At 73.3% G+C, this 24,222-nt stretch carries 21 protein-coding genes and 1 riboswitch; of the genes, 8 read left to right on the forward strand and 13 right to left on the reverse strand.

What is annotated here, in order from left to right; genetic code table 11:
• Positions 1–81 precede the first annotated feature (81 nt).
• Positions 82–1,308, reverse strand: a complete 1,227-nt coding sequence (locus tag Q0858_RS13255) for an acyl-CoA dehydrogenase family protein (RefSeq protein WP_299055146.1) — start codon at positions 1,306–1,308, stop codon at positions 82–84.
• Between the two features lie 63 nt (positions 1,309–1,371).
• Positions 1,372–2,733: an acyl-CoA dehydrogenase family protein gene (locus Q0858_RS13260; protein ID WP_299055148.1), complete on the reverse strand. Its 1,362-nt coding sequence runs from the start codon at positions 2,731–2,733 to the stop codon at positions 1,372–1,374.
• Positions 2,734–2,845: 112 nt separating this feature from the next.
• On the opposite strand from Q0858_RS13260, the gene def reads away from it, so the two are divergent.
• On the forward strand, positions 2,846–3,481 hold the full coding sequence (gene def / locus Q0858_RS13265) for a peptide deformylase (RefSeq protein ID WP_299055151.1): 636 nt from the start codon (positions 2,846–2,848) through the stop codon (positions 3,479–3,481).
• A gap of 48 nt (positions 3,482–3,529) precedes the next feature.
• Here the strand turns inward: def and Q0858_RS13270 are convergent, their stop codons facing one another.
• From Q0858_RS13270 to cobA, 3 genes are read right to left on the reverse strand one after another with little or no spacing between them, the layout of a single operon-like run.
• On the reverse strand, positions 3,530–3,874 hold the full coding sequence (locus Q0858_RS13270; RefSeq protein ID WP_299055153.1) for a hypothetical protein: 345 nt from the start codon (positions 3,872–3,874) through the stop codon (positions 3,530–3,532).
• Positions 3,871–4,674, reverse strand: coding sequence for an RNA methyltransferase (locus Q0858_RS13275; protein ID WP_299055155.1), 804 nt, complete (start codon positions 4,672–4,674; stop codon positions 3,871–3,873). The genes Q0858_RS13270 and Q0858_RS13275 overlap by 4 nt, the downstream gene beginning before the upstream one ends.
• Before the next feature lie 4 nt (positions 4,675–4,678).
• Positions 4,679–5,908 carry a uroporphyrinogen-III C-methyltransferase gene (gene cobA, locus Q0858_RS13280; RefSeq protein WP_299055158.1) on the reverse strand — a complete coding sequence of 410 codons (1,230 nt, stop codon included), beginning with the start codon at positions 5,906–5,908 and terminating at the stop codon, positions 4,679–4,681.
• Between the two features lie 77 nt (positions 5,909–5,985).
• Between cobA and Q0858_RS13285 the strand changes: the two genes are divergently transcribed.
• Positions 5,986–6,510: a YbhB/YbcL family Raf kinase inhibitor-like protein gene (locus tag Q0858_RS13285; RefSeq protein ID WP_299055160.1), complete on the forward strand. Its 525-nt coding sequence runs from the start codon at positions 5,986–5,988 to the stop codon at positions 6,508–6,510.
• Positions 6,511–6,529: 19 nt separating this feature from the next.
• Here the strand turns inward: Q0858_RS13285 and Q0858_RS13290 are convergent, their stop codons facing one another.
• Together Q0858_RS13290 and Q0858_RS13295 are read right to left on the reverse strand one after the other, a co-directional pair.
• Positions 6,530–7,204: a CE1759 family FMN reductase gene (locus Q0858_RS13290; RefSeq protein WP_299055162.1), complete on the reverse strand. Its 675-nt coding sequence runs from the start codon at positions 7,202–7,204 to the stop codon at positions 6,530–6,532.
• Positions 7,201–8,283, reverse strand: a complete 1,083-nt coding sequence (locus Q0858_RS13295; protein WP_299055164.1) for an LLM class flavin-dependent oxidoreductase — start codon at positions 8,281–8,283, stop codon at positions 7,201–7,203. The genes Q0858_RS13290 and Q0858_RS13295 overlap by 4 nt, the downstream gene beginning before the upstream one ends.
• A gap of 120 nt (positions 8,284–8,403) precedes the next feature.
• Between Q0858_RS13295 and Q0858_RS13300 the strand changes: the two genes are divergently transcribed.
• The 4 genes from Q0858_RS13300 to Q0858_RS13315 are packed head-to-tail and all read left to right on the forward strand — an operon-like array spanning position 8,404 to position 12,161.
• Positions 8,404–9,612, forward strand: a complete 1,209-nt coding sequence (locus tag Q0858_RS13300) for an ATP-binding protein (protein WP_299055167.1) — start codon at positions 8,404–8,406, stop codon at positions 9,610–9,612.
• The gene (locus Q0858_RS13305; protein ID WP_299055169.1) at positions 9,609–10,634 is read left to right on the forward strand and encodes a tetratricopeptide repeat protein; all 1,026 of its coding nucleotides are present in this window, start codon (positions 9,609–9,611) and stop codon (positions 10,632–10,634) included. The genes Q0858_RS13300 and Q0858_RS13305 overlap by 4 nt, the downstream gene beginning before the upstream one ends.
• The gene (locus tag Q0858_RS13310) at positions 10,631–11,680 is read left to right on the forward strand and encodes a tetratricopeptide repeat protein (RefSeq protein WP_299055172.1); all 1,050 of its coding nucleotides are present in this window, start codon (positions 10,631–10,633) and stop codon (positions 11,678–11,680) included. The genes Q0858_RS13305 and Q0858_RS13310 overlap by 4 nt, the downstream gene beginning before the upstream one ends.
• A 31-nt stretch (positions 11,681–11,711) precedes the next feature.
• Complete coding sequence (locus tag Q0858_RS13315) at positions 11,712–12,161, forward strand: Fur family transcriptional regulator (RefSeq protein WP_299055175.1); 450 nt, start codon at positions 11,712–11,714, stop codon at positions 12,159–12,161.
• A 52-nt stretch (positions 12,162–12,213) separates the two neighbouring features.
• Here Q0858_RS13315 and katG read toward each other — a convergent pair whose 3' ends face one another.
• Positions 12,214–14,481: a catalase/peroxidase HPI gene (gene katG, locus Q0858_RS13320; protein ID WP_299055177.1), complete on the reverse strand. Its 2,268-nt coding sequence runs from the start codon at positions 14,479–14,481 to the stop codon at positions 12,214–12,216.
• 105 nt (positions 14,482–14,586) lie between these two features.
• On the opposite strand from katG, the gene Q0858_RS13325 reads away from it, so the two are divergent.
• Positions 14,587–16,098 (forward strand): catalase, encoded by a 1,512-nt coding sequence (locus Q0858_RS13325; RefSeq protein ID WP_299055179.1) that lies wholly within the window; start codon positions 14,587–14,589, stop codon positions 16,096–16,098.
• Positions 16,099–16,330: 232 nt separating this feature from the next.
• Here Q0858_RS13325 and Q0858_RS13330 read toward each other — a convergent pair whose 3' ends face one another.
• On the reverse strand, positions 16,331–16,645 hold the full coding sequence (locus Q0858_RS13330; RefSeq protein WP_299055182.1) for an SMR family transporter: 315 nt from the start codon (positions 16,643–16,645) through the stop codon (positions 16,331–16,333).
• An 11-nt stretch (positions 16,646–16,656) separates the two neighbouring features.
• Positions 16,657–16,721: riboswitch (guanidine-III (ykkC-III) riboswitch) on the reverse strand.
• A gap of 119 nt (positions 16,722–16,840) precedes the next feature.
• On the opposite strand from Q0858_RS13330, the gene Q0858_RS13335 reads away from it, so the two are divergent.
• Positions 16,841–18,259 (forward strand): glutamate decarboxylase, encoded by a 1,419-nt coding sequence (locus Q0858_RS13335; RefSeq protein WP_299055185.1) that lies wholly within the window; start codon positions 16,841–16,843, stop codon positions 18,257–18,259.
• 77 nt (positions 18,260–18,336) lie between these two features.
• Here Q0858_RS13335 and Q0858_RS13340 read toward each other — a convergent pair whose 3' ends face one another.
• The 4 genes from Q0858_RS13340 to Q0858_RS13355 are packed head-to-tail and all read right to left on the reverse strand — an operon-like array spanning position 18,337 to position 24,215.
• Complete coding sequence (locus Q0858_RS13340; protein WP_299055188.1) at positions 18,337–20,046, reverse strand: L-lactate permease; 1,710 nt, start codon at positions 20,044–20,046, stop codon at positions 18,337–18,339.
• A 25-nt stretch (positions 20,047–20,071) separates the two neighbouring features.
• Positions 20,072–21,487, reverse strand: coding sequence for a glycolate oxidase subunit GlcF (gene glcF, locus Q0858_RS13345; protein ID WP_299055190.1), 1,416 nt, complete (start codon positions 21,485–21,487; stop codon positions 20,072–20,074).
• Positions 21,487–22,749, reverse strand: coding sequence for an FAD-binding oxidoreductase (locus tag Q0858_RS13350; protein WP_299055193.1), 1,263 nt, complete (start codon positions 22,747–22,749; stop codon positions 21,487–21,489). Before Q0858_RS13350 ends, glcF begins: the two co-directional genes overlap by 1 nt.
• Complete coding sequence (locus tag Q0858_RS13355; protein WP_299055196.1) at positions 22,749–24,215, reverse strand: FAD-linked oxidase C-terminal domain-containing protein; 1,467 nt, start codon at positions 24,213–24,215, stop codon at positions 22,749–22,751. Before Q0858_RS13355 ends, Q0858_RS13350 begins: the two co-directional genes overlap by 1 nt.
• Positions 24,216–24,222: the final 7 nt, after the last annotated feature.

Below are 24,222 nucleotides of genomic sequence, written 5' to 3' on the forward strand. Positions count from 1 at the left end.
TCCGGGGCGGACACGACACCGTCGTCCGCCGGCCTCCCCCCCGGACGGCCGGCGGACGAGGGTGGTTCAGGGAGCCGGGCGCTACTTGAGCTCGGCGCTGGAGAGGCCGAGCACGCGACGGGCGATGATCAGCTGCTGGATCTGCTGGGTGCCCTCGAAGATGTCGAGGATCTTGGAGTCGCGGGCCCACTTCTCGAGGAGCTCGCCCTCGCCGTACCCCACGGCACCGCACAGCTCGACGCACCCGAGGGTGACGGCCGAGCCGACCCGGCCGGCCTTGGCCTTCGCCATGGAGGCCTCGAGCGAGTTCGGCTTGCGGTTGTCCGCCATCCACGCCGCCTGCATCGTGAGCAGCTGGGCGCCCTCCCACTCGGACTCGAGCTCGAGGAACCGTGCCGCGGCCGCGGACTGCAGCTGACCGGGACGGTCGTAGTCGACCTCGACGCCGGCGTCGGCCAGCAGCTCGCGGGTCAGGTCGAGCGCGGCGCGCGCGCAGCCGACGGCCATCGCGGCGACGAGCGGACGGGTGTTGTCGAAGGTCGCCATGGCGCCGCCGAAACCGGCCTTGACGTCGACCTCGGGCGAGCCCAGGAGGTCCTCGGCCGGCACCCGGCAGTCGGAGAAGATGATGGTCGCGGTGTCGGAGGACTTGATGCCCAGCTTGTGCTCGAGCCGCTCCACCCGCATCCCGGGGTTGTCCTTCTGCACGACGAACGACTTGATGGCCGCGCGGCCGAGCGACTTGTCGAGGGTCGCCCAGACCACGACGGCGTCGCAGCGCCCGCCGGCGGTGACGTAGATCTTCTCCCCGTTGATGACGTAGGAGTCACCGTCCTTGACGGCGGTGGTGGAGATGTTCGCCGAGTCCGACCCCACTCCGGGCTCGGTGATGGCCATCCCCGCCCACACGCCGGCGAAGCGCTCACGCTGCTCGGGGCTCGCCACCGCGGCGATCGCCGAGTTCCCGAGCCCCTGACGGGGCATCGACAGCAGCAGGCCCACGTCGCCCCAGCACATCTCCGCGATGGACAGCACGGAGGCGAGGTTCGAGCCGTTCTTGGTGCGGCCGTCGTCGTCGGGCCGCTCCTTCTTCTTCTCACCGCCCCCGACACCGGAGGCGCCCGCACCGTTCGCCGCGCCGGACTCGGAGAGCCCGTCGATCATCGCGGCGAGCATGTCGAGCTCCTTGGGGTACTCGTGCTCGGCCTTGTCGTACTTGCGCGAGATGGGTCGCAGCATGTTCATCGCGACCTGGTGGGCCTGGTCGACGAGCGCGCGGTGCTTCTTCGGGGCGTCGAGGTTGATCACGGTGTCTCCTGGCTGTGCGGCGGGACGACTGGTCGGGCGGGGCGGACGGGGTGGAGGCGGTCCTCAGACGAGGACGGCGCCCTCCATCACCCCGATGGCGCGGAGGTCGCGGTACCACCGCTCGACCGGGTGCTCCTTGACGAAGCCGTGGCCGCCGAGCAGCTGGACGCCGTCCAGGCCGATGCGCATGCCGTGCTCGGCGCAGGCGCGGCGGGCCAGGGCGACCTCGCGGGAGAAGTCGCGGCCCTGCGCGGCGCGGGAGGCCGCCTTGTACGTGAGCAGCCGCATGGCCTGCAGCTCGGTGGCGATGGTCGCGACCATGAAGGCCACCGACTGGCGGTGGGCGACGGGCTCGCCGAACGCCTTGCGCTCCTTCACGTACGGCGTCACGTAGTCGAGGACCGCCTGGCCCACGCCCAGCGACAGGGCGCACCAGGCGAGGCGGGAGAGCCGCACGCACTCGGTGTACGTCGACCCGTCGGCGGCACCGAGGAGGTTCTCGGCGGGGATGCGGACCCCGTCGAGGTGCAGGCGGCCGAGACCCGCGGCACGGACGCCCATGCCGGGGTCGGCCTCGATCCCGACGCCGTCGGTGCCGGACTCGACGAGGAACAGCGCGGGGCTGCCGTCGAGGTCCGCCCCGACGACGAACAGCTCGGCGGTCGAGGCGAGCGGGACCAGGGCCTTGGTGCCGTCGAGCACGTACTCGGCGCCCTCGGCGCGGGCAGTGGTCGCGGGGCTCAGCACGTCGAAGAGCACGGTGGGCTCGGTGAGCGCCAGGGCCGCGGCGGGCACGTCGTTTCCGGTGAACGCGGGGAGGTAGGTCTGCTGCTGGGCGTCGGTGCCCCACAGCGAGATCGTGGTGGCCACGGCGCCGGGGGCCAGGCTGGCCACGGCCAGGCCGAGGTCGCCCTTCGCCAGCGCCTCGGCGACGAGGGTCCCCGCCATCGCCGAGCGCTCCTCGGAGATACCCCCGAGGGCCTCGGGGACCCCGAGGGTGGGCAGCCCGAGCTCGTGGCCGGCGGCGAGGACCTCCGCGGGGGCCTCGCAGGCCTCGTCGGCGTCGTGCGCGGCCGGGCGGACGACGTCCGTGGCGAGCTCGGTGACGACGTCGACGAGCATCTGCTCGTCCTCGGTCGGGGTGAGGTCGAAGACACCGGGCCGGCTCGCCGCGGGGACGCGGGCCCCGGCGCTGCCGCGCTTGCCGGCGCGCTGGAAGGTGCGTCCGGCGGCGCCCACCGTGGTGAACCCGCCGCGGGTCAGCGTGAAGACCGCCTGCTCGGTCTGCTTGCGCAGCCCGAGCCGGTCGATCAGGTCGCTGCGCGCGACGGCGCCGAGCGCGGCGACGGCGTACCCGATGGGGTCGCGCCGCTCGCTCGAGGCGAGTCCGTGACGGCTGGAGCGAGGTGACTTCGTCGTGGACATGTGTTCACTGTAACTCGGAGTTACACCTCGCACCACACCGGCGCGGCGTGGCCCCACCCACACGGTCGGCCGCCCCGGCGGGCCCACGCAGGGCTCGTTACGATGACGCGCCATGAGCAGGAGCGCCACCGACGACCCGCCGCCGCTGGCACCCCACGGGCCGCTGCCCACCGGCGGGACGGTCCGACCGATCACCCGCTGGGGCACCCCGGTGATGCACCGCGTCAACACCGCCGTGACGTCGTACGACGACGAGCTGCGCGGCCTGGTCGCCGACATGGTCGCCACGATGTACGCCGCCGACGGCGTCGGCCTCGCGGCCTGCCAGATCGGCGTCGACGCCGCGGTCTTCTGCTTCGACTGCCCCGACGACGAGGGCCAGCGCGTCGTCGGCGTCGTCTGCAACCCCGAGCTGACGCTGCCGGAGGGCGGCGAGCGCCACCTGGACGACGGCGACGAGGGCTGCCTGTCCTACCCCGGCGCGTTCGTGGAGCTCGCGCGCCCCGACTTCGCCACGGTGACCGGCACCGGCGTCGACGGCGAGCCGGTCACCTTCTCCGGCGACGGCCTCCTCGCCCGCTGCCTCCAGCACGAGACCGACCACACCCGCGGCACCGTCTTCGGCGACCGCCTGCCCACCAAGCAGCGCAAGCGCCTCGCCAAGGACCACGACCGCTCGGCCGAGGACTACCCGGTGGACTGGCCGGCGGTCGACGGCGGCGCCGTTTCTGCAGAAACGGTGGTCTAGGGGGTCCGGAAGGTGCCGTTTCTGCAGAAACGGCGGTCCTCCGGACCCCTACGAGCAGACGCCGCCGAGACGCCCGAGCCCGGTGAGCAGGTGGTAGACGCCGAGGCCGCCGAGGAACACGACGAGGCCCATCAGCAGCTGCGGCTGGCAGCGGCGCTCGCGGGGGCGGCGCACCTGGACGACGATCCCGGCGAGCACGAGCAGGACCGCGAGCGAGCCCGAGACCAGGTCCGCCCAGTCCAGCAGCGCGCAGCCGGCCAGGTCCGCCGGCCATCCCTGGACGACGTCGCGCCAGCTGACGACGAAGCCGGCGAGGACGGGCAGCACGGCCCACCACATCGGCTCGGGGACCCGTCGCCACCAGGGCGCGGTCGGGCCGGCGGGCTCGCTCACCGCCGTGCCGCCACGTAGCAGGCCACGGCGCTGGCCGCGGCGACGTTGAGGGAGTCGATGCCCGCCGCCATGGGGATGACGGCCCGGCGGTCGGCCGAGGCCTGCCAGCGCTCGGAGAGTCCGTGGCCCTCCCCGCCGAGCACCAGCGCGAGCCGGTCGACCCCGGCGACGGCCTCGGTCACGTCGACGGCGTCGTCGGCGAGGGTGAGCGCCACAGTCGTGAAGCCGCGCGCCGACAGCGAGGGCAGGGCGTCGTGCCAGTCGGGGAGGCGGGTCCAGGGCAGCGCGAACACCGCACCCATCGCGACCTTCACCGCGCGGCGGTAGAGCGGGTCGGCGCAGCGCGGCGAGAGCAGCACCGCCTCGAACCCGAGCGCTGCGCCGCTGCGGAAGATCGCGCCCACGTTCGTGTGGTCGACGACGTCCTCGAGCACCAGCACGGAGCGGGCGCCCGCGAGGACGTCGTCCACCGTCGGCAGCGGCTGCCGCTCCAGCGACGCGAGGGCGCCGCGGTGGACGTGGAAGCCGGTGACCTCCTCGGCCAGCCGCTCGTCGAGGACGAAGCACGGCGCGTCGCTGCGGTCGAGGACGTCGGCGAGCCCGTCCAGCCACCGCGGCGCCATGAGGAACGACCGCGGCGTGTGACCACCCTCCACCGCCCGCCGGACGACCTTCTCCCCCTCCGCCAGGAACAGTCCGTGCTCGGCCTCGAGGTGCCGGCGCAGCTGGACGTCGCGCAGGTCGCGGTAGTCCGCGAGCCTCGGGTCGGCCGGGTCGGTGACGTGCTGGATCGTCGCCACGCCGTCACTCGCCGGTCCGGGACACCCGAGGGTGCGCGACGCCCACGACGTCGCCGACGACGAGGATCGCGGGCGGACGGACCTGCTCGGCCTCGAGGTCGTCGGCCAGCGTCGCGAGGGTGCTGAGCACCAGCCGTTCGGTCGGCATCGTGCCCTCGACGACGACGGCGACCGGGAGGTCGGCGGGCCGGCCGTGCTCGACCAGGACCGAGGCGATCGCGGGGGCGTTCTCGACCGCCATCATCAGGACCAGGGTGCCGCGCAGACGGCCCAGGGACGGCCAGTCGACGAGCGAGTCGGGGTGGTCCGGCGGCAGGTGGCCGGACACGATCGTGACCTCGTGCGCGACCCCCCGGTGGGTGACGGGGAGCCCCAGCTGGGCGGGTACGGCCAGCGACGAGCTGAGGCCGGGCACGACGGAGACCGGGACGCCGGCCTCGCGGCAGGCGAGGACCTCCTCGAACCCCCGGCCGAAGACGAACGGGTCGCCGCCCTTGAACCGCACCACCCGACGTCCCGCGCGGGCGTGCTCGACGAGCGTGTCGTTGATCTGCTCCTGCTTCACGTGCCGCCCGCGCGGCAGCTTCGCCACATCGATCACCTCGACGTCGGACGGCAGCTCGTCCAGGACCTCGCGGGGGGCGAGCCGGTCGGCGACGACGACGTCGGCGCTCGCCAGCGCCCGGCGGGCGGCCGCACTGACGAGGCCCGGGTCCCCCGGTCCCCCGCCGACGAGCACGACCTCGCCCGGGCGGACGGCGTCCTTCCGCGAGGCCTCGAGCGTGCCCGACCGCAGCCCGTCGAGGACGGCGTCGCGCAGCGCCGCCGAGCGGCGCGGCTCCCGGTTCGCGAGGACGCCGACCCCGACGTCGCCGTACCGCCCCTGCGCGGGCGTCCAGGCGGTGGCCCGGGTGGCGTCGTCGGCGCGGACGCAGAAGACGCGCCGCTCCTCGGCGGCCGCGGAGACGGCCTCGTTGACGGCCGTGTCGTCGGTGGCGGCCACGACGTACCAGGCCTCGTCGAGGTCGCTCGCGGTGAAGCCGCGGGCGTGCCAGGTGATCTCGTGGGCCAGGCCCTCGAGCGCCGGGGTGACCTCCGGCGCCACGAGGACGACGTCCGCGCCCGCTGCGATCAGCGTCGGCACCCGCCGCTGCGCGACCGCTCCCCCGCCCACCACGACCACGCGGCGGCCGGCGAGGCGCAGGCCGGCGAGGTACGGCGGGGCGTCGGTCACGCCCCCATCCTCCCGGATCGCGTCCGAGGACGGGGATCCGGTGGTCCGGCTTCGTGCCGGGGGTTAGCGTCTGCCCCATGAGCCTCGACCGCCCCGTGCACCCCGATCCCTACGAGCTCCTCCCGACGGTCCCGTCCTTCGACGTGACCAGCACCGACGTCAGCGACGGCCAGCCGCTCGCCCCCGCGCAGGTCGCCGGCGACGACGGCAACGTCTCCCCGCAGCTGAGCTGGTCGGGCGCGCCGGAGGGCACCAAGTCGTTCGTCGTCACCTGCTTCGACCCCGACGCCCCCACCCCGTCCGGCTTCTGGCACTGGGGCGTCGTCGACCTCCCGGCCGACGTGACCTCGCTCGACACCGGCGCCGCCTCGGGGAGCCTGCCCGGTGGCGCGTTCCAGCTCCGCAACGACGGCGGCGAGCACGGCTTCATGGGCGCCGCCCCGCCGGAGGGCGACCAGGTCCACCGCTACTACTTCGTCGTCCACGCGGTCGGCGAGGAGAAGCTGGGCGTCGACGAGAACGCGTCGTTCGCGGTGACCTCGTTCAACCTCGCGTTCAAGACCCTGGGCCGCGCGATCCTGACCGGTACCTACCAGCACTGAGACCCGGCCCGCACCAGCGTCAGCGCGGGTGCAGCAGCTGCTCGAACGGCACGGGCTCGGGGAGGTCGTCGACCTCCTCGGGCCCGTTCCGCGTCCCGGCCCCGTCGTCGTCGGGCACCGCGTGCAGCGGCGCACGGCGGGTGGGCAGACCGGCGACCAGGGCGGCGAGCTCACGGGCGGCGCGGGTGACCCGCGACCCGAGCGCGTCGACGCCGTCGGTCGCGCCGGCGCCGAAGTCCTCGCTGGCCGCGAAGACGCCGGTGGGGACAACGACCGCCCGCAGGTAGGCGAACAGCGGCCGCAACGCGTGGTCGAGCACGAGCGAGTGGCGCGCGCTGCCGGCCGTGGCCGCCACGAGCACCGGCGTCCCGACCAGCGCGTCGGGGTCGAGGGCGTCGACGAACGTCTTGAACAGCCCCGAGTACGACGCGGTGAACACCGGCGTGGCCACCACGAGGGCGTCGGCCCGGGACACCGCCCGCAGGGCGTCGGCCAGGTCCCCGGTCGCGAAGCCGGTGAGCATCCGGTCGGCCAGCGCGTGCGCCAGCGGCCGGAGCTCCACGTGGGTGACCTCGACCTGATCCCCCGCCCCGCGCAGCGCCTCCGCGGCGGCGACGCCCAGGCGCTCGGCCAGCGCCGTGGTGGACGACGGGACGCCCAGGCCGGCGGACACCAGGACCAGCGATCGGGTCACGCGGCGACCTCGTCGCGGGCCGACAGCCGGCCGGCGTGGGTCGGCGCGTCGGGCACGTGGGCCGGACGGCCCTCGGCGAAGCCCGCCCGCAGGTCCGGGAGGATCTCGCCGAGCAGGTCGAGCTGCTCGAGCACCGTCGACAGCGGCAGACCCGCGTGGTCGATGAGGAACAGCTGGCGCTGGTAGTCGCCGACGTAGTCGCGGAAGCCGAGCGTGCGCTCCAGCACCTGCTGGGGCGAGCCGACCGTCAGCGGGGTCTGCGCGGAAAAGTCCTCGAGCGACGGGCCGTGGCCGTAGACGGGCGCGTTGTCGAAGTACGGACGGAACTCCCGCACGGCGTCCTGGCTGGTGCGACGCATGAAGAACTGACCGCCGAGGCCGACGACGGCCTGGTCGGCCGCGCCGTGGCCGTAGTGCTCGAAGCGCCGGCGGTAGAGCGCGACCATCTGCCGGGTGTGCGAGGCGGGCCAGAAGATGTGGTTCGAGAAGAACCCGTCGCCGTAGTAGGCGGCCTGCTCGGCGATCTCGGGGGTGCGGATCGAGCCGTGCCACACGAACGGGGGCAGGCCGTCCAGCGGGCGCGGGGTGGCGGTGAAGCCCTGGAGCGGCGTCCGGAACTGCCCCTGCCAGTCCACGACGTCCTCACGCCACAGCCGGTGCAGCAGCGCGTAGTTCTCGACGGCGAGCTCGAGGCCGCGACGGATGTCCTTGCCGAACCAGGGGTACACCGGCCCGGTGTTGCCGCGGCCGAGCATGAGGTCCATGCGGCCGTCGGTGAGGTGCTGCAGCGTGCCGTAGTCCTCGGCGATCCGGACCGGGTCGGTCGTGGTGATCAGCGTGGTGGACGTCGACAGCAGGATCCGCTCGGTGCGCGCCGCGATCCAGGCCATCGTGGTCGTCGGGGACGACGCCACGAACGGCGGGTTGTGGTGCTGGCCGAGCGCCACGACGTCGAGGCCCACCTCCTCGGCCTTCTCCGCGATGCGGACCTGGGCCTTGATCCGCTCGTGCTCGGTGGGCGTGCGACCGGTGGTCGGGTCGGTGGTGACGTCCCCGACGCTGAAGATCCCGATCTGCATGACTGCCTCCCGCCTGCGCGACGACCGCTGCCGCCCTGGTTCGTGGAACCCTGGTTGTTGAAGATCGAACAATAACGGAACCGGGTTTGGGGAGTCCCTATTCCGAGGAGGATGGGGGACGTGACCGACCTCATCGCCAGCCTCACCCGCGCCGTCGAGGCGGCCCCCGACGACCTCCCGCTGCGGCTGCACCTCGCCCGCCAGCTGGTGGACGCCGGCCGCGGCGCCGAGGCCGTCGAGCACGCCGCCGCCGTCCTCGCCCGCGACCCCGGCTCGACCGAGGCCCGCACGCTGATGCAGGACGCGCTCACCCCGCCCGGCCAGGCGCCCGCCCCGCTGGAGACCGGGGCGCCCCGGACGGGCTTCGACTGGACGCGGGCCGAGCAGGACCTCGGCTCGCCGGTCGAGCCCATGTTCGCGGAGGCCGCCCCGCACGACTCCCAGGTACCGGCGTACGACGTCGAGGGCGCACGGATCACGCTCGCCGACGTCGGCGGCATGACGGACGTCAAGAAGCGCCTGCACGCCGCGTTCCTCGCGCCGCTGCGCAACGAGAGGCTGCGCACGATGTACCGCAAGAGCCTGCGGGGCGGCCTGCTGATGTACGGCCCGCCCGGGGTCGGCAAGACCTTCATCGCCCGCGCCCTGGCCGGCGAGCTCGACGCGCAGTTCCTCGCGGTCGGCATCGCCGACATCTTCGAGATGTACATCGGCAGCTCCGAGCGCAACGTCCAGGAGCTGTTCGCGACCGCGCGGGCCAGCGCGCCCTGCGTGCTGTTCCTCGACGAGGTCGACGCCCTGGGCCGCAAGCGGTCGCAGTCGACCTCGGACGCCTACCGGTCGGTCGTCAACCAGCTGCTCTACGAGCTCGACAGCGTCGGCAACGAGAACGAGGGCGTCTTCGTGCTGGCCGCCACGAACGCGCCCTGGGACGTCGACCCGGCCCTGCGGCGTCCCGGGCGGCTGGACCGGACGCTGCTTGTCCTGCCGCCCGACCGCGACGCCCGGGAGGCGATCTGGCAGACCCACCTCCGCGAGCGTCCCATCGCCGGGGTCGACGTACGGCGGCTCGCGAAGCTCACCGACGGCTACACCGGCGCCGACATCGCCCACCTCTGCGAGAGCGCCGCCGAGATCGCCCTGATGGACTCCGTCGAGACCGGCGAGCCCCGCATGATCGGCCAGGCCGACCTCGAGGCCGCGCTGCGCGACCTGCGGCCCTCCGTGGGTCCCTGGTTCGAGTCGGCCCGCAACGTGGCGATGTTCGCCAACGACGACGGGTCGTACGACGAGCTGCTGGCCTACCTGCGCAAGCACAAGCGGCTGTGAGCGACGGGCACCGGCCGGGCGCGGAGGAGCGCGCCGGGCTGCTCCTCGACCTCGGACGCCACGCGGAGGCCCGACGGGAGGTCGAGGCGGCGCTGGCCGCGGAGCCGGACTCGGCCTCACTGCACGGGCTGCGGTCCCGGGCCCTCGACGGCCTCGGCGAGCACGGGGAGGCGCTGGCGTCCGCGGAGAGGGTCACGGCGCTCCTCCCCGGGTCGGCCGCCGGCCACCGGCAGCGGGCGGTGGCCCTGCTGCGCCTCGGGCGGACGCCGGAGGCGCTGGCGGCCGCGCAGGAGACGGTCCGTCTGGAGCCGCAGCACTGGCCGCACCACGCCCTGCTCGCCCAGGTCGCGGCCGACGACCCCCGCTCCCTGCGGCTGGCGTGGGGCGCCGCCCTGCACGCCGTCTCGCTGGCCCCCGAGCAGGCGGACACCCACTTCAGCGTCGGGTTCGTCGCCAGCCGCCGCCGTGACCACCGCACCGCCGTGACCGCCTACGAGCGCGCCCTCGCGATCCACCCGGGCCACGCCACGGCCCTCCACAACCTCGCGCTCGAACGGGGAGGCGACCTGTCGCAGCAGGCACGCGGCGTCGGCGCCGCCCTGCGCCTCGACCCGCAGCGCGCCGACTTCCGCGCCTCCCTCGACCGCGTCGTGCGGCGGACCCTCGTCGCCGCGTGGCTCGCGGCCCTGGTGGCGCTGCTGCTCGGCGTCGGGGCGTCCGCGGACTCCCCCGCCGACCAGGTCGTCGTCCTCCCGGCGGCGCTCGGACTCGTCGGGGTGGTCGCGTGGCTGGCGATCACCCTGCACCGGCTGCCCGTCGGCGTCCGCCGCCACGCGGTGGCCTACGTCCGCGGCCGGGCCGGCACCGTCCTCCTGCTCCTCGCGACGACGGTCGGGCTGACGGCGCTGGCCGCGACGGCGGCCCTGCCGGGACGCCTCGCCCCCGGGCTCGTCGGCGCGCCGCTGTCCCTGCTCGTCGGGCTCGTCGGCGTCGGGGTGACGCACCAACGACGGGACCGATGAGCCCCGGGCACCCCGGGCACCCCGAGCACCCCGACCAGGTGGGGCGCGTCGAGCTCCTCCTCGACCTCGGCCGGGCCCAGGAGGCGCTCGGGCTCGCCGGGCGCCTGCTGGCCTCGAGCCCCGACGACCCGGACCTGCACGTGCTCCTCGGCCGGGCCCTCGACGGTCTCGGGCGGCACGACGAGGCGCTGGCCGCCGCGGGCCGCGCCCTCGCGCTGCGCCCCGACGACGCCGACGGGCTGCTGCTGCGCGCCGAGCTGCTCGTCGGGCTCGACCGGGGCGTCGAGGCGGAGGAGGCGGCGCGGGCGCTGCTCCGCCTCGACCCCGAGCACCCGGGCGCCCACGTGGTCCTGGTCGGGAGCCTGCTGCTCCAGCAGCGCACCGACGAGGCCTGGGAGGCGGCGAGACGCCTGCGGACCCTGGTCCCGCACGACGCGGACGCGCACCACGTGGCCGGCCTCGTCGCGGCGTTCGTCCCTGGCGAGGACGCGGCGGAGTGCCACCGGCGGGCCCTGGCCCTCGACCCCCAGCACGCCGAGGCCCGCCACGAGCTCGTGCGCGCCGAGCCGGGGTCGCTGCGGGAGCACGCGCGGACGCTGGCCGGGGTGGTGGGGGCGCACCCCCAGGACACCGAGTACCGCCGCAGCATCCAGGACTGGGCCGACCGGACGGCGCGGCGCGCCCTGCTGGGAGCGGTGCTCGCCTGGTGCGTGGCCGGGCTCGGCGGCGTCGGCGGTCTCGCCGCCACGGTCCTGCTCCTCTGGTGGTGGCGCCGCCTGCTGCGCGACGTGCCCGACCCGATCCGGGGCGAGGCACGCCGCCGGCTGGTCCGGACGCCCTACCTCCTCCTCACCTGGACGGTCACCGTCGTGACGGCCGTGGCCGCCGTCGTCCTGACGTTCGCCCCCGAGCCCCGGACCCTGGCGTGGTCGCTGCTGGGGTGGCTGGTCGTGCCCTGGCTGCTGGTGCCCCTCTGGGGCGCGACCCGCTGGCTGCGGGTCCCGCTGTGGTTCACCCCACGGCTCGTCCGGGCGCTCTTTTCTTGACTCGTTCCAGAAAGGCTGGAACTCTCGAGGAGTGAGCACCCACCCGTCGAGCGCCCCCGAGACCGTCCTGCGGTCCGCGGGTCTCCGGGTGACGCGTCCGCGTCTCGCGGTGCTGCGCGCCCTGGCCTCGGCGCCGCACTCCGCCGCCGACGCCGTCCTCACCGCCGTGCGCACCGAGGCCGAGGTCTCCACGCAGGCGGTGTACGACGTCCTCAACACGCTGACCTCGCACGGAGTGGTCCGCCGCTTCCAGCCCGCGGGCTCGGTCGCGCGCTACGAGCTGCGGGCCGGCGACGACCACCACCACCTCGTGTGCCGCGGATGCGGCGCCGTCACCGACGTGGACTGCTCCGTCGGCGCGGCTCCGTGCCTCGACCCGGTCGCGGCGGGGACCCCTGTGCCGGGCTTCGTCGTCGACGAGGCCGAGGTCACCTTCTGGGGCCTGTGCCAGGACTGCGGCGCCCGCACGAGCGAGGCCTAGTCCCCGGTCGCGGCCGACCCCCGGGGGGGCCGACCGCGACGGGGCCGTTGGGTCAGCCCGGCTTGACGTCGTACCGGTCGCTCATCATGACCTTGTCCCACACGGCGACGAAGTCGGCCACGAAGCGCTCGTGGGCGTCGCTGCCGGCATACACCTCGGCCACGGCACGCAGCTGCGCGTTGGAGCCGAAGACGAGGTCGTTGCGGGTGGCGCGGTACGTCGTGCCGCTCCCGTCGCGGGGCTCCAGGGTGAACGCCGTCCCCGCCTCGTCGGTCTTCCGCCACTCGTGGTCGGTGCTCGTGAGCACGTCGAGGAAGTCGGTGGTCAGGGACCCCACCCGGTCGGTGAAGACGCCGGCGTCGGAGCCGTCGTGGTTGCAGCCCAGCACCCGCAGGCCCGCGGTGAGCACCACCCACTCGGGGGCGCTCAGGTCGAGCAGCGCCGCCCGGTCGAGGAACATCTCCTCGGGGGCCAGGGTGGAGACCGTCGAGAACTCCGGCAGCACGTAGTTGCGGAAGCCGTCGACCACGGGGGCCAGCCACGCGAACTGCGTCACGTCGGTCTGGTCCTGGCGCGCGTCCACCCGTCCCGGCGTGAACGGCACCGTGACCTTGACACCGCCGGCCGCGGCGGCGTCCTCCACGGCCACGCAGCCGGCGAGCACGATGACGTCGGCCAGGCTGACCTTCGCCTCGCCCTCGGCGTTGAACGCCTCGGTCAGCTCCTTCAGCCGCGCCACCACCGGCACGGTGCGGGCGTTGACGGCCCAGTCCTTCTGGGGCTCCAGCGCGATGCGGGCCCCGTTGGCGCCGCCCCGCTTGTCGGAGTGGCGGTAGGTGGCCGCGGACGAGAAGGCGGTGAAGGCGAGGTCGGACGTCGACAGGCCGGCGTCCCGCACGGCCTGCTTGAGGCGGGCGATCTCGGCCTCCCCGACCACGGCGTGCTCCCAGGCCGGCAGCGGGTCCTGCCAGATGAAGTCCTCGGCGGCGACCTCGGGGCCGAGGTAGCGAGACTTCGGGCCCATGTCGCGGTGGGTGAGCTTGTACCAGGCCTTCGAGAACTCCTGCGTGAAGTAGTCGAAGTCGGCGAGGAACCGCTCGCAGATCTCCCGGTAGACCGGGTCGACCTTCAGCGCGATGTCGCTGGTCATCATCATCAGCGGGTGCTCGACGCCCTCGAGGTGGGCGTCGGGGGTGGTGGGCGCGTCGTCGTCCACCGGCATCCACTGCAGGGCGCCGGCGGGGCTCTGCGTCTGCTTCCACTCGTGGCCGAACAGGTTCTCGAGGTAGGTGTTGTCCCACTGGGTGGGGTTCTGGGTCCACGAGCCCTCGATGCCGTTGGTCATCGTGTGCTCGGCGTTCCCGGACCCCTCCGGGTTGTGCCAGCCGAGGCCCATGGCCTCCATCGGCGCGATCTCCGGCGGCGGACCGATGCGGTCGGTGCTCACCTGGCCGTGGCTCTTGCCGAACGCGTGGCCGCCCGCGATGAGGGCCACGGTCTCCTCGTCGTTCATGGCCATCCGGCCGAACGTGATGCGGATGTCGACGGCGGACGCCGCGGCGTCGCCGTCCCCGAGCGGGCCCTCGGGGTTCACGTAGATGAGGGACTGGTGGGAGGCGGCCAGCGGCTGCTGCAGCTCGTAGTCGCTGCTGCCGGGCTCACCGGTCCAGCGCTCGTCCCGCGTGACCATGTCGTCCTGGGCGTCGGGGTGCATGTTGTTGATCCACTCGGGACCCCAGTACGTGCGGTCGTCGGCCTCGTAGGAGTCGCGCCGCCCGCCCGCGAAGCCGGTCGTCGGGAAGCCCATGACCTCCAGCGCGCAGTTGCCGGTGAGGATCATCAGGTCGGCCCACGACAGCGCGTTGCCGTACTTCTTCTTGATCGGCCACAGCAGGCGGCGGGACTTGTCGGTGTTGCCGTTGTCCCACCAGCTGCTGATCGGGGCGAAGCGCTGCAGGGCCTGCCCGGCGCCGCCGCGGCCGTCGGCGATGCGGTAGGTGCCGGCCGAGTGCCAGGCCATGCGGATCATCTGCGGCGCGTAGTTGCCGTAGTCGGACGGCCACCACGACACCGAGGTGGTGAGGAAGGTCTTGATGTCGTTCTTGAGCTCCTCGAGGTCGATGGCCTCGAAGGCGGCCTCGTAGTCGAAGTCGCGCAGCGGGTCGGCCTGCGGGCCGTCGGTGTGCAGCTGCTCCACCCGCAGGCGGTCGGGGTACCAGTCCTGCAGCGTGGGGCGCGAGGTGTACGCACCGCCGATGGTGTTGCCGCCGAAGGGGCACTTGCCCTCCAGCACGTCGTCGTACTCGGCGTAGTCCGTCATGGTGGATCTCCTCAGAGGTGGGGGCTTGCGCGGAGGTGCCCCCCGGCCCCCCACCCCAAGCCGGTCGGCGCTGCATCGTAGGCATCGTGCCGGGTACGGGGGCGCATGACCGACACCTACGTGAACGGCGGGTCGACGCTCGGCAACGGCTCCCCCGCCGCCAGCGACCGGAACAGCCTGACGATGGGCCACACCGGCCCGATCCTGCTGCACGACCACCACCTCATCGAGCAGATGGCGCACTTCAACCGCGAGCGTGTGCCCGAGCGCAACGTGCACGCGAAGGGCAGCGGCGCCTTCGGCACCTTCACCACCACCGAGGACGTCAGCCGCTGGACGAAGGCCGCCCTCTTCCAGCCCGGCGTCGAGACCGACATGCTCGCGCGCTTCTCGACCGTCGCCGGCGAGCAGGGCTCCCCCGACACGTGGCGCGACCCCCGCGGGTTCGCGCTGAAGTTCTACACGACCGAGGGCAACTACGACCTCGTCGGCAACAACACCCCGGTCTTCTTCGTCCGCGACACGATGAAGTTTCAGCACTTCATCCGCAGCCAGAAGCGCCGCGGCGCCAACGGCCTGCGCGACAACGACATGCAGTGGGACTTCTGGACGCTCAACCCCGAGTCGGCCCACCAGGTCACCTACCTCATGGGCGACCGCGGCGTGCCCGCCTCGTGGCGCGAGATGAACGGCTACGGCTCCCACACGTTCATGTGGATCAACGCCGCGGGCGAGAGGTCGTGGGTGAAGTACCACTTCCTCTCCGACCAGGGAGTCAGGAACCTCACCCAGGAGGCCGCCAACCAGATCGCCGGTGAGGACACCGACTTCCACCGTCGCGACCTGTTCGACACGATCGCCGCCGGCGACTTCCCGTCCTGGACCCTGCACGTGCAGGTGATGCCGTACGAGGACGCGAAGACCTACCGCATCAACCCGTTCGACCTGACCAAGGTGTGGCCGCGCGGCGACTACCCGCTGATCAAGGTCGGGACGATGCAGCTGAACCGGAACCCGGAGAACCACTTCGCGCAGATCGAGCAGGCCGCCTTCGAGCCGAGCAACGTCGTGCCGGGCATCGGGTTCAGCCCCGACAAGATGCTGCTCGGCCGGGTGTTCTCGTACGCCGACACGCACCGCTACCGGATCGGCCCGAACTACCAGCAGCTCCCGGTCAACCGCCACCGCGTCGAGGGTGCGTACTCCTACCAGTTCGACGGCCCGATGGCCTACGACCACGCGGGTGACCGCTCGAAGTACGCCCCGAACTCCTACGGCGACCCGTACTCCGACGTCACCGGCACCCCGGAGGACTCCTGGGAGACCGACGGCGAGATGGTCCGGACGGCGTACGAGCTGCGGGCGGACGACGACGACTTCTCGCAGGCCGGCGCCCTGGTCCGCGAGGTCTGGGACGACGCGCAGCGCGACCGCTTCGTCGGCAACGTCGCCGGCCACGTGCTCGGCGGCGTGACCGACGAGCTCCTGCCGAAGGTGTTCGAGTACTGGAAGTCCGTGGACCCCGACACCGGCAAGCGCATCGAGGAGGCGGTGATGGCGGGCAAGGACGAGAAGGCCCCCGCCCCCGGCCCCACCGAGCGCGTCGGCGTCATCTGAGTCCGAGCCCGGCCCGTCACGACGGCCCCGTCACCGCGAGGTGGCGGGGCCGTCGTGCGTGCGGCGCCTACCGCGCTGGTCGAGCAGCGCAGTAGGTCTCCGTCATCTCGGTGGTCGAGCAGCACGCGAGCGCAGCGAGCGCGCGTCGTCGAGACCATGCCGACCTGGAGCCGACCGGCGGTCTCGACGCGGTCGCTCGCCAGGGCTCGCTCCCTGCTCGACACCTCAGAGGTCAGCTGACGACCTTCAGCCCCACGACGCAGCCGATGAGGCCCAGGACGAGCAGGACCTTCGCGACGCTGGCCGCCTCCTCGCCGGTGGCGATCGCGTAGACGACGGTGAGCGTGGCGCCGATGCCCACCCAGACGGCGTACGCCGTGCCGGTCGGCAGGGTGCGCATCGCGTAGGCCAGCCCGGCCATGCTGGCGGCGAGCGCGACGCCGAAGACGACCGACGGCGTCAGCCGCGTGAAGCCCTCCGTCCGACCCAGGGCGGTGGCCCAGACGGCCTCCAGCACACCGGACACGACGAGAACGATCCATGCCATGACGACTCCTCGAGCAGTCGTCTTGTCGGGCCGGGTACGTCTGCGCTCGTCCGGGTCGCCGCGACGGCGGCGCCCCGCCATCCTCCCACGACACCCCGATCCGTAGCCGAGGACGACGCGGGTGCGCTATGCAAGGGTCGCCGGCTGACCGCCGGCCGACCCCTCGGGGTCGCGCCCCCACCGGAAGGCTCGTGCATGCCCAGGTACAACTCGCCCCGCGACCTGCAGGAGGGCCTGGACGTCAGGCCCCAGTTCAGCCGCGACGGCGCCGTCGTCGAGATCCCCCGGCGCCGGATGTCGGAGCACTCGGTGGACCCGCAGACGGCGTACCACGTCATCGCGGACGAGCTGATGCTCGACGGCCACGCCCGGCTCAACGTCGCGACCTTCGGGACGACGTGGATGGAGCCGGAGGCCGAGCGGCTGATGGCGGAGTCGGCCGACAAGAACCTCGTGGACCGCGACGAGTACCCGCAGACGGCCCAGCTCGAGGACCGCTGCCTCGACATCATCGCCGACTTCTGGAACGCCCCCGAGCCCGACGACCCCATCGGCTGCTCGACGATCGGCTCCTCGGAGGCGTGCATGCTCGCCGGGATGGCGCTCAAGTGGCGCTGGCGCGACCGGCAGCGCGAGGCCGGTCGGTCCACCGAGCGGCCGAAGCTCATCGTCGGCGCCAACGTGCAGGTCTGCTGGCACAAGTTCTGCCGCTACTGGGACGTCGAGGCCGTGGAGGTCCCGATCCGCAAGGGCGAGACGACCCTGCACCCCGACGACGTGGCCGCGGCGTGCGACGACGACACGATCGGCGTGGTCGCCATCCTGGGCTCGACCTTCGACGGCGCCTACGAGGACGTCGCCGGCATCTCCAAGGCCCTCGACGCCCTCGAGGCCCGGACCGGTCTGTCCGTCCCGATCCACGTCGACGCGGCGTCCGGCGGGCTGTTCGCGCCGTTCGTCGACCCCGAGCTGGTCTGGGACTTCCGGCTGGAGCGGGTGAAGTCGATCAACGCCTCGGGGCACAAGTACGGCCTGGTCTACCCCGGCGTCGGGTGGGTGCTGTGGCGCGAGGCGGCCGACCGCCCCGAGGACCTCGTCTTCCGCGTCGACTACCTCGGCGGGGACCACCCGACCATGTCGCTGAACTTCACCAAGCCCGGGTCGGGGGTGGTCGCGCAGTACTACCAGTTCGTGCGGCTCGGCTACGAGGGGTTCCGGCGGGTCCACCAGCACAGCCGCGACATCGCGCAGTCGATGGCGCTCGCGATCGACTCGATGGAGGAGTTCGAGGTCATCGCCGACGGCAGCGACCTGCCGGTGGTGGCGTTCTGCTTCAAGGGCGCCAACACCAAGACCGGCCGGCCGCGGAAGGGCAGCTACGCCGAGAAGGTGGGGTTCACCCTGGACGACGTCGCGAGCTCGATGAAGCAGGGCGGCTGGTCGGTCCCGGCGTACCCCTTCTGCGCGGACCGCGAGGACATGGAGATCATCCGGGTGGTCGTGCGCAACGCCTTCAGCCGCGACCTCGCCGAGATGTTCCTGCTCGAGCTCGGACGGGCCGTCGGGCGGTGCGACGGCACGGGTGAGGACCCGGGCCGCCCCTTCCGGCACTGAGCCGCTGAGCCGCTGAGCCGCTGAGCCGCTGAGCCGCTGAGCCGCTGCGGGCCCCCGAGCGGGGGCCCGCAGCGGGCTCACGGGGCCGCGGGGACCATCCAGTCGAGCACCGGGGTGGCCTGCAGGCCGACGAGGATGCACATGAGGACGAGCAGCCCGAGGCTCCACCCGATGACCTTGCGGAAGATGTCGCCCTCCCTGCCCGCGAGGCCGACGGCGGCGGCGGCGATGGCGAGGTTCTGGGGGCTGACCATCTTCCCGAGCACGCCGCCGGAGGTGTTCGCCGACGCCATCAGGACGGGGTCGAGGCCGGCCTGGGCGGCGGTCTGCACCTGCAGGGCGCCGAAGAGCGCGTTGGCGGAGGTGTCCGAGCCGGTCACCGCGACGCCGATCCAGCCGAGGATCGGGGAGATGATCGCGAAGGCCGCACCGGTCTGGGCCAGCCAGGCGCCGAGCGACACGGTCATGCCCGACAGGTTCAGCACGTAGGCGAGCGCCAGCACCGCCATCACGGTGAGGATCGCCCACTTGAGCTCGGCGTACGTCTTGCCGTACGTCGCCAGGCCACGGGCGGGCGAGACCTTCAGCACGATCATCGTCAGCAGGCCGGCGAGGATCATCAGGGTGCCCGCGGCGGGCAGCCAGTTGAAGGTGTACATGGTGGTGGAGACCGGCTCGCCGGACGGGTTGAGCACCTCGAGGCCGGGCCAGCTGAACACGATCGTCCACGGCTCGGCGGCGAAGAACTCCTTGACCGCGGGGATGTTCACGATCGAGAAGATCGCGATGATGATCAGGTACGGCGCGTAGGCCTTCGCGACCTCGCCGCCCGAGTCCTTGACCGGACCGCCCTGGTCGACGGCGACGCCCCCGGTGCTCGCGGAGGCCGACGTGTCGCCCCCGGTGCGCTTCGCGTTCTCGCGGATGGCCTCCGCGTCGGCGGTGATGGTCTCGGCGGGCTGCCAGACACGGCTCAGCGCGACGACGGCGAGCGCGCCGCCGAGCGCGGCGATGATGTCGGCGAGCGGGACGGAGATGAAGTTCGCGGCGACGTACTGCGAGACCGCGAAGGCGAACCCGCACACGAGGGCGGGCAGCCAGGTCTGCCTCACGCCACGCTTGCCGTCGACGACGAGCACCAGGATGAGGGGCACGAAGATCGCCAGGATCGGCGTCTGGCGCCCGACCATCGCGCCGAGGGTCTCGACGGTGAGGCGGGAGTCGTCGTTCACGCCCGACGTCACGGCGGCCAGGGTGACGATCGGGGTCGCGAGGGCGCCGAAGGCGACGGGCGCGGTGTTGGCGATCAGGGCCACCACGGCGGCCTTGATCGGCTCGAAGCCGAGCGCCATCAGCATGACCACGGTGATCGCGACCGGCGTGCCGAAGCCGGCGAGCGCCTCGAGCAGCGCGCCGAAGCAGAAGGCGATGATGATGGCCTGGACCCGCTGGTCGGGGCTGACCTTCTCGAACGAGCGACGCAGCACGTCGAAGTGGCCCGACGCGACCGTGAGGTTGTAGACCCAGATCGCGTTGATGACGATCCACAGGATCGGGAAGAACCCGAACACCGCTCCCTGGGTGGTCGCGAGGAGCGCCTGGCCGACCGGCATGGAGAACGCCAGCACGGCCAGCACGATGGTGACGGCCAGCGAGATGAGTCCCGCCTGCCAGGCCTTCATCCGCAGCGCGCCGAGCAGGACGAACAGGGTGAGGAGCGGGACGGCGGCGACGAGCGCCGACAACGTCAGCGAGCCTCCGACGGCTTCGAGGTCCTGCTGGAACATGGGGTCTCCCGAGATCGTGGGGTGGTCAGTGGTCCATGAGCGCCGAGAGCGGCGCTCCGTGGATCGAGGCGTCGAGCACCTCGATGGTGTGGGCCATCCCCATCGGCGGGGTGCCGTTCTGCTCGGCGTGGCGGTCGAGCGCGGAGGTCACCTGCATCAGGCAGCCGGGGTTGGCCGTCACGAGGAGCTCCGCGCCCGTCCTGACGATGTTCGCGGCCTTGCGGTCCCCCAGCTCCTGGGCGGGCCCGGGGTTGAGGATGTTGTAGATCCCGGCGGAGCCGCAGCAGATCTCGCCCTCGGGGATCTCCTTGAGCGTCAGGCCGGGGATGTCGGCCAGCAGGTCGCGGGGCTGCTTGCGCACGCCCTGGGCGTGGGCGAGGTGGCACGCGTCGTGGTAGGCGATCGTCACCTCGAGGGGGTGCCGGACGGCCCGGGGTCCGAGCTCGAGCAGGACCTCGGAGATGTCGCGGGTCTTCTCCGCGAACGCCTTCGCGCGGTCCGCGTACGCCGGGTCGTCGGCGAGCAGCGCCGCGTACTCCTTCATCGTGGAGCCGCAGCCGGCGGAGTTGACGACGATGCGCTCGACCCCGGCGTCGTCGAAGGCGTCCACGAGCGCCCGGGCGAACGACGCGCCCTCGTCCTCGCGGCCGGCGTGCACCGACAGGGCGCCGCAGCAACCCTGCTCCTTCGGGACGACGACGTCGCAGCCCTCGGCCTGCAGGACCCGCGCCGTGGCGGCGTTGACACCGGGGAAGAACGCCCCCTGCACGCACCCGACGAGCATCCCGACCGTCATCCGGCGCTCGCCGGTGGCGGTGATGTGCTCCGGCAGCGGCATGGCCTTGCCCAGCCTGGGCGCCAGCTTCTCCATCGCGGCGAGCTGGGGCGCCGTCCTCTCCAGCAGCCCGGTGCGCCGCATGGCCCGGTCGAGGCCGGTGGCCTGCAGCACCTTCAACGGCCCCCGCATCAGCTTGAGCCGCTTGGGGTGCGGGAAGAGCGAGAAGATCAGGCCGCGCAGCGCCTTGTCGGCGGCGGGACGCTCGTAGTTGCGCTCCACCTGGGCGCGGGTCTGCTCGATGAGCGTGTCGTACTGCACGCCCGACGGGCACGCCGTCACACAGGCCATGCAGCCGAGGCAGGCGTCGAAGTGGCCGACCATCTCGTCGGTCATCGGCTCGCCCTCGAGGCCCTCCTTCATGAGGTAGATCCGCCCGCGCGGGGTGTCCATCTCCTCGCCCCACAGCACGTACGTCGGGCAGGTCGGCAGGCAGAAGCCGCAGTGGACGCAGTCGCCGATCAGCGCGGCGTCCGGCGGGTGGTGCTCGTCGAACGCGCCCGCCCTCATGCCGCCCAGCACGTCGGCGGGGTCGGCGGCCAGCGGGTTCGCCCCCTGGGTGCCCGCCATCCCGTCGATCTTGTCGACCTCCTGCTCCTGCGTCATCAGATGCCTCCCACGTAGCGGCCCGGCGCGAGCCGGTGGTCGGGGTCGAACTGGTCCTTCACGCGGCGCATGAGCGCGAGCGCGGGCACGGGGCCCCACACGTCGACGGCGTCCTTGACGGCGGCCGGGGCGTCGACGACGGTCGTGGCGCCGCCGTGGCGGGTGGTCGTCGCGCGCAGCCGGTCGAGCAGTCCGGAGACCTCGCCGACCGGCGTGGTCGACGGCAGCGCGGCGTACGCGACGCCGGAGCCCGCGGACCCGCGCAGCACCGCCGGGGTGCCGTCGAGGGCGGCGAGCACGTCGGCGAGACCGGAGAGGGCGAAGGTGACCTTGAGCGCGGTGCTGCGGTCGTCGCCGCGTGCGGCGGTGTCCCAGGGGTACGTCGCTCCCCCGCCCGGCGCGTCCTCGCCGACCTCGACGTCGCCGCCGAGCAGCGGGGCGAGCTCGTCGACCCGGCCCTGGACGCCGGACTCGCGGCCCTCGAGGAGCACGCTCACCGTGCCGGCGCCGGCCTCCCAGCCGACCTCGACGGCGGCGGGCACGACCTGGCTGTGGACGGCGGCCTGCGCGAGCTCGAGGGCCGCCGCGGCGCTGCCGGCCCTGGCGGTGACCCAGCGCGACGCGGCGGGCAGCGGGTGGAGGCGGAAGGTCGCGTCGACGACCACGCCGAGCGTGCCCATCGAGCCGATGAGCAGCTTGCCGAGGTCGTAGCCCGCGACGTTCTTGACGACCCGCCCGCCGGCCTTGGCGACGACCCCGTCGTGGCGGACCATCGTCACGCCGATGAGCAGGTCGCGGACGGTGCCGACCGCCGTACGACGGGCGCCGGAGGCGTTGGTCGCCAGGACGCCGCCGATCGTCGAGCCGGCGACGGTCTCGTCGACCGTGAGGCGCTGGCCCTCCGTCGCCACCGTCTCCTGCAGCCGAGCCAGCGGCGTGCCGGCCCGGGCGGCGACGATGAGGTCGCCGGCGGCGTGGTCGGTCACCTCGTCGAGCGCGGACAGGTCGAGGAGGACCTCCACCCCGGAGGGCGGGAGGCCCCAGGACAGCTTGGTCGCGCCGCCCCGCGGCACGACCCGCAGGCCGTGGGCGGCGCAGGCGCGCATCACCTCGGACACCTGGCCGACGTCGCCGGGGCGCGCCACCAGGGCCGGGGCGACGCCGTCGACGGCGTCCCGTTCGCCGGCGTCGCGGACGTCGCCGCACGCGGAGCCGAGCGCCTCACGGGCCGCGGTGTCGAGGCCCCCGAGACCGGTCGTCATCAGAACACCTCCGCGAGGCCGGCGGCCTGCAGCGGGTGGGCGCCCTTGTGCCGGCCGGGGACCTCGCCGCACAGCCGCGGCGTCGGGAAGAGCTTGCCGGGGTTCGAGATCCCGGCGGGGTCGAAGGCGCACCGGACCAGCTGCATCGTGTCCAGGTCCTCGTCGGAGTACATCCGCGGCATGTACTTCGCCTTGTCGACGCCCACCCCGTGCTCGCCGGTGATGGAGCCCCCGTGCTCGATGCAGAGGTCGAGGATCGCGCCGCTCACCTTCTCGGCCGCCTCCCCCGCGCCCTCGACGGCGTCGTCGAACAGCACGAGCGGGTGCAGGTTGCCGTCGCCGGCGTGGAAGACGTTGGCCACGCGGACCCCCGACGACCGCGACAGCTCGTCGATGGCGGTGAGGACCTCGGGCAGCGCGGTGCGCGGGATGACGCCGTCCTGGACGATGTAGTCCGGGCTGATGCGGCCGACCGCGGCGAACGCCGACTTGCGGCCCTTCCAGATCAGCGCCCGCTCGGTGGGGTCGGTGGCGACCCGGATCTCGAAGGCGCCGTTGTCGCGGCACATCCGCTCGACGTCCTCGAACTCCGCCCCGACGTCCGCGGTCGAGCCGTCGAGCTCGATGACCAGCACCGCGCCGGCGCCGTCGGGGTAGCCGCAGGAGACGGCGGCCTCGGCGGCCTCGATCGCCAGCGCGTCCATCATCTCGATCGCGGCGGGGACGATGCCCGCGGAGATGATGGCCGACGTCGCCGCGCCGGCCTGGTCGGTCGAGGCGAACCCGACCAGCAGGGTGCGGACGTCCTGCGGCAGCCGGGTCAGCTTCACCTCGACGGTGGTGACGATCCCCAACGTCCCCTCGGAGCCGATGACGGCGCCGAGCAGGTCGTAGCCGGGCGCGTCCGGGGCCGTCGTCCCGAGCCGCACCGTCTCCCCGTCCGGGGCGACGAAGTCGGCGGCGGCGACGTGGTTGGCGGTGAACCCGTACTTCAGGCAGTGGGCGCCGCCGGAGTTCTCGGCGACGTTGCCGCCGATGGAGCAGATCTGCTGGCTGGAGGGGTCCGGGGCGTAGTAGTACCCGTCGCCGCTCGCCGCCTTGGTGACGTCGAGGTTGATGACGCCGGGCTCGACGACGGCGCGCTGGTCCGCGCGCCGTACCTCGAGGATCTCCCGCATCCGGGAGGTCACCACGAGCACGCCCTCGGCGTGCGGCAGCGCCCCGCCGGACAGGCCCGTGCCGGACCCGCGGGCGACGTACGGCACCCGGTGCTCGGCGCACGCGGCGACGACGGCGGCGAGCTGGGCGGCGTCCTCGGGGATCACCACGAGCGCGGGCGTCACCCGGTAGTGGGCCAGCCCGTCGCACTCGTAGGTCCGCAGCCGGGTGCGGTCGTCGATGACGCCCACGGCCGGGACCACCCGTCGCGCGACCGCCGCGACGGCCTCGATCTGCTCTGCACCCATGCGTTCT

It is taken from the genome of uncultured Nocardioides sp., assembly GCF_947489365.1.
In the GTDB taxonomy this organism is placed as follows: domain Bacteria; phylum Actinomycetota; class Actinomycetes; order Propionibacteriales; family Nocardioidaceae; genus Nocardioides.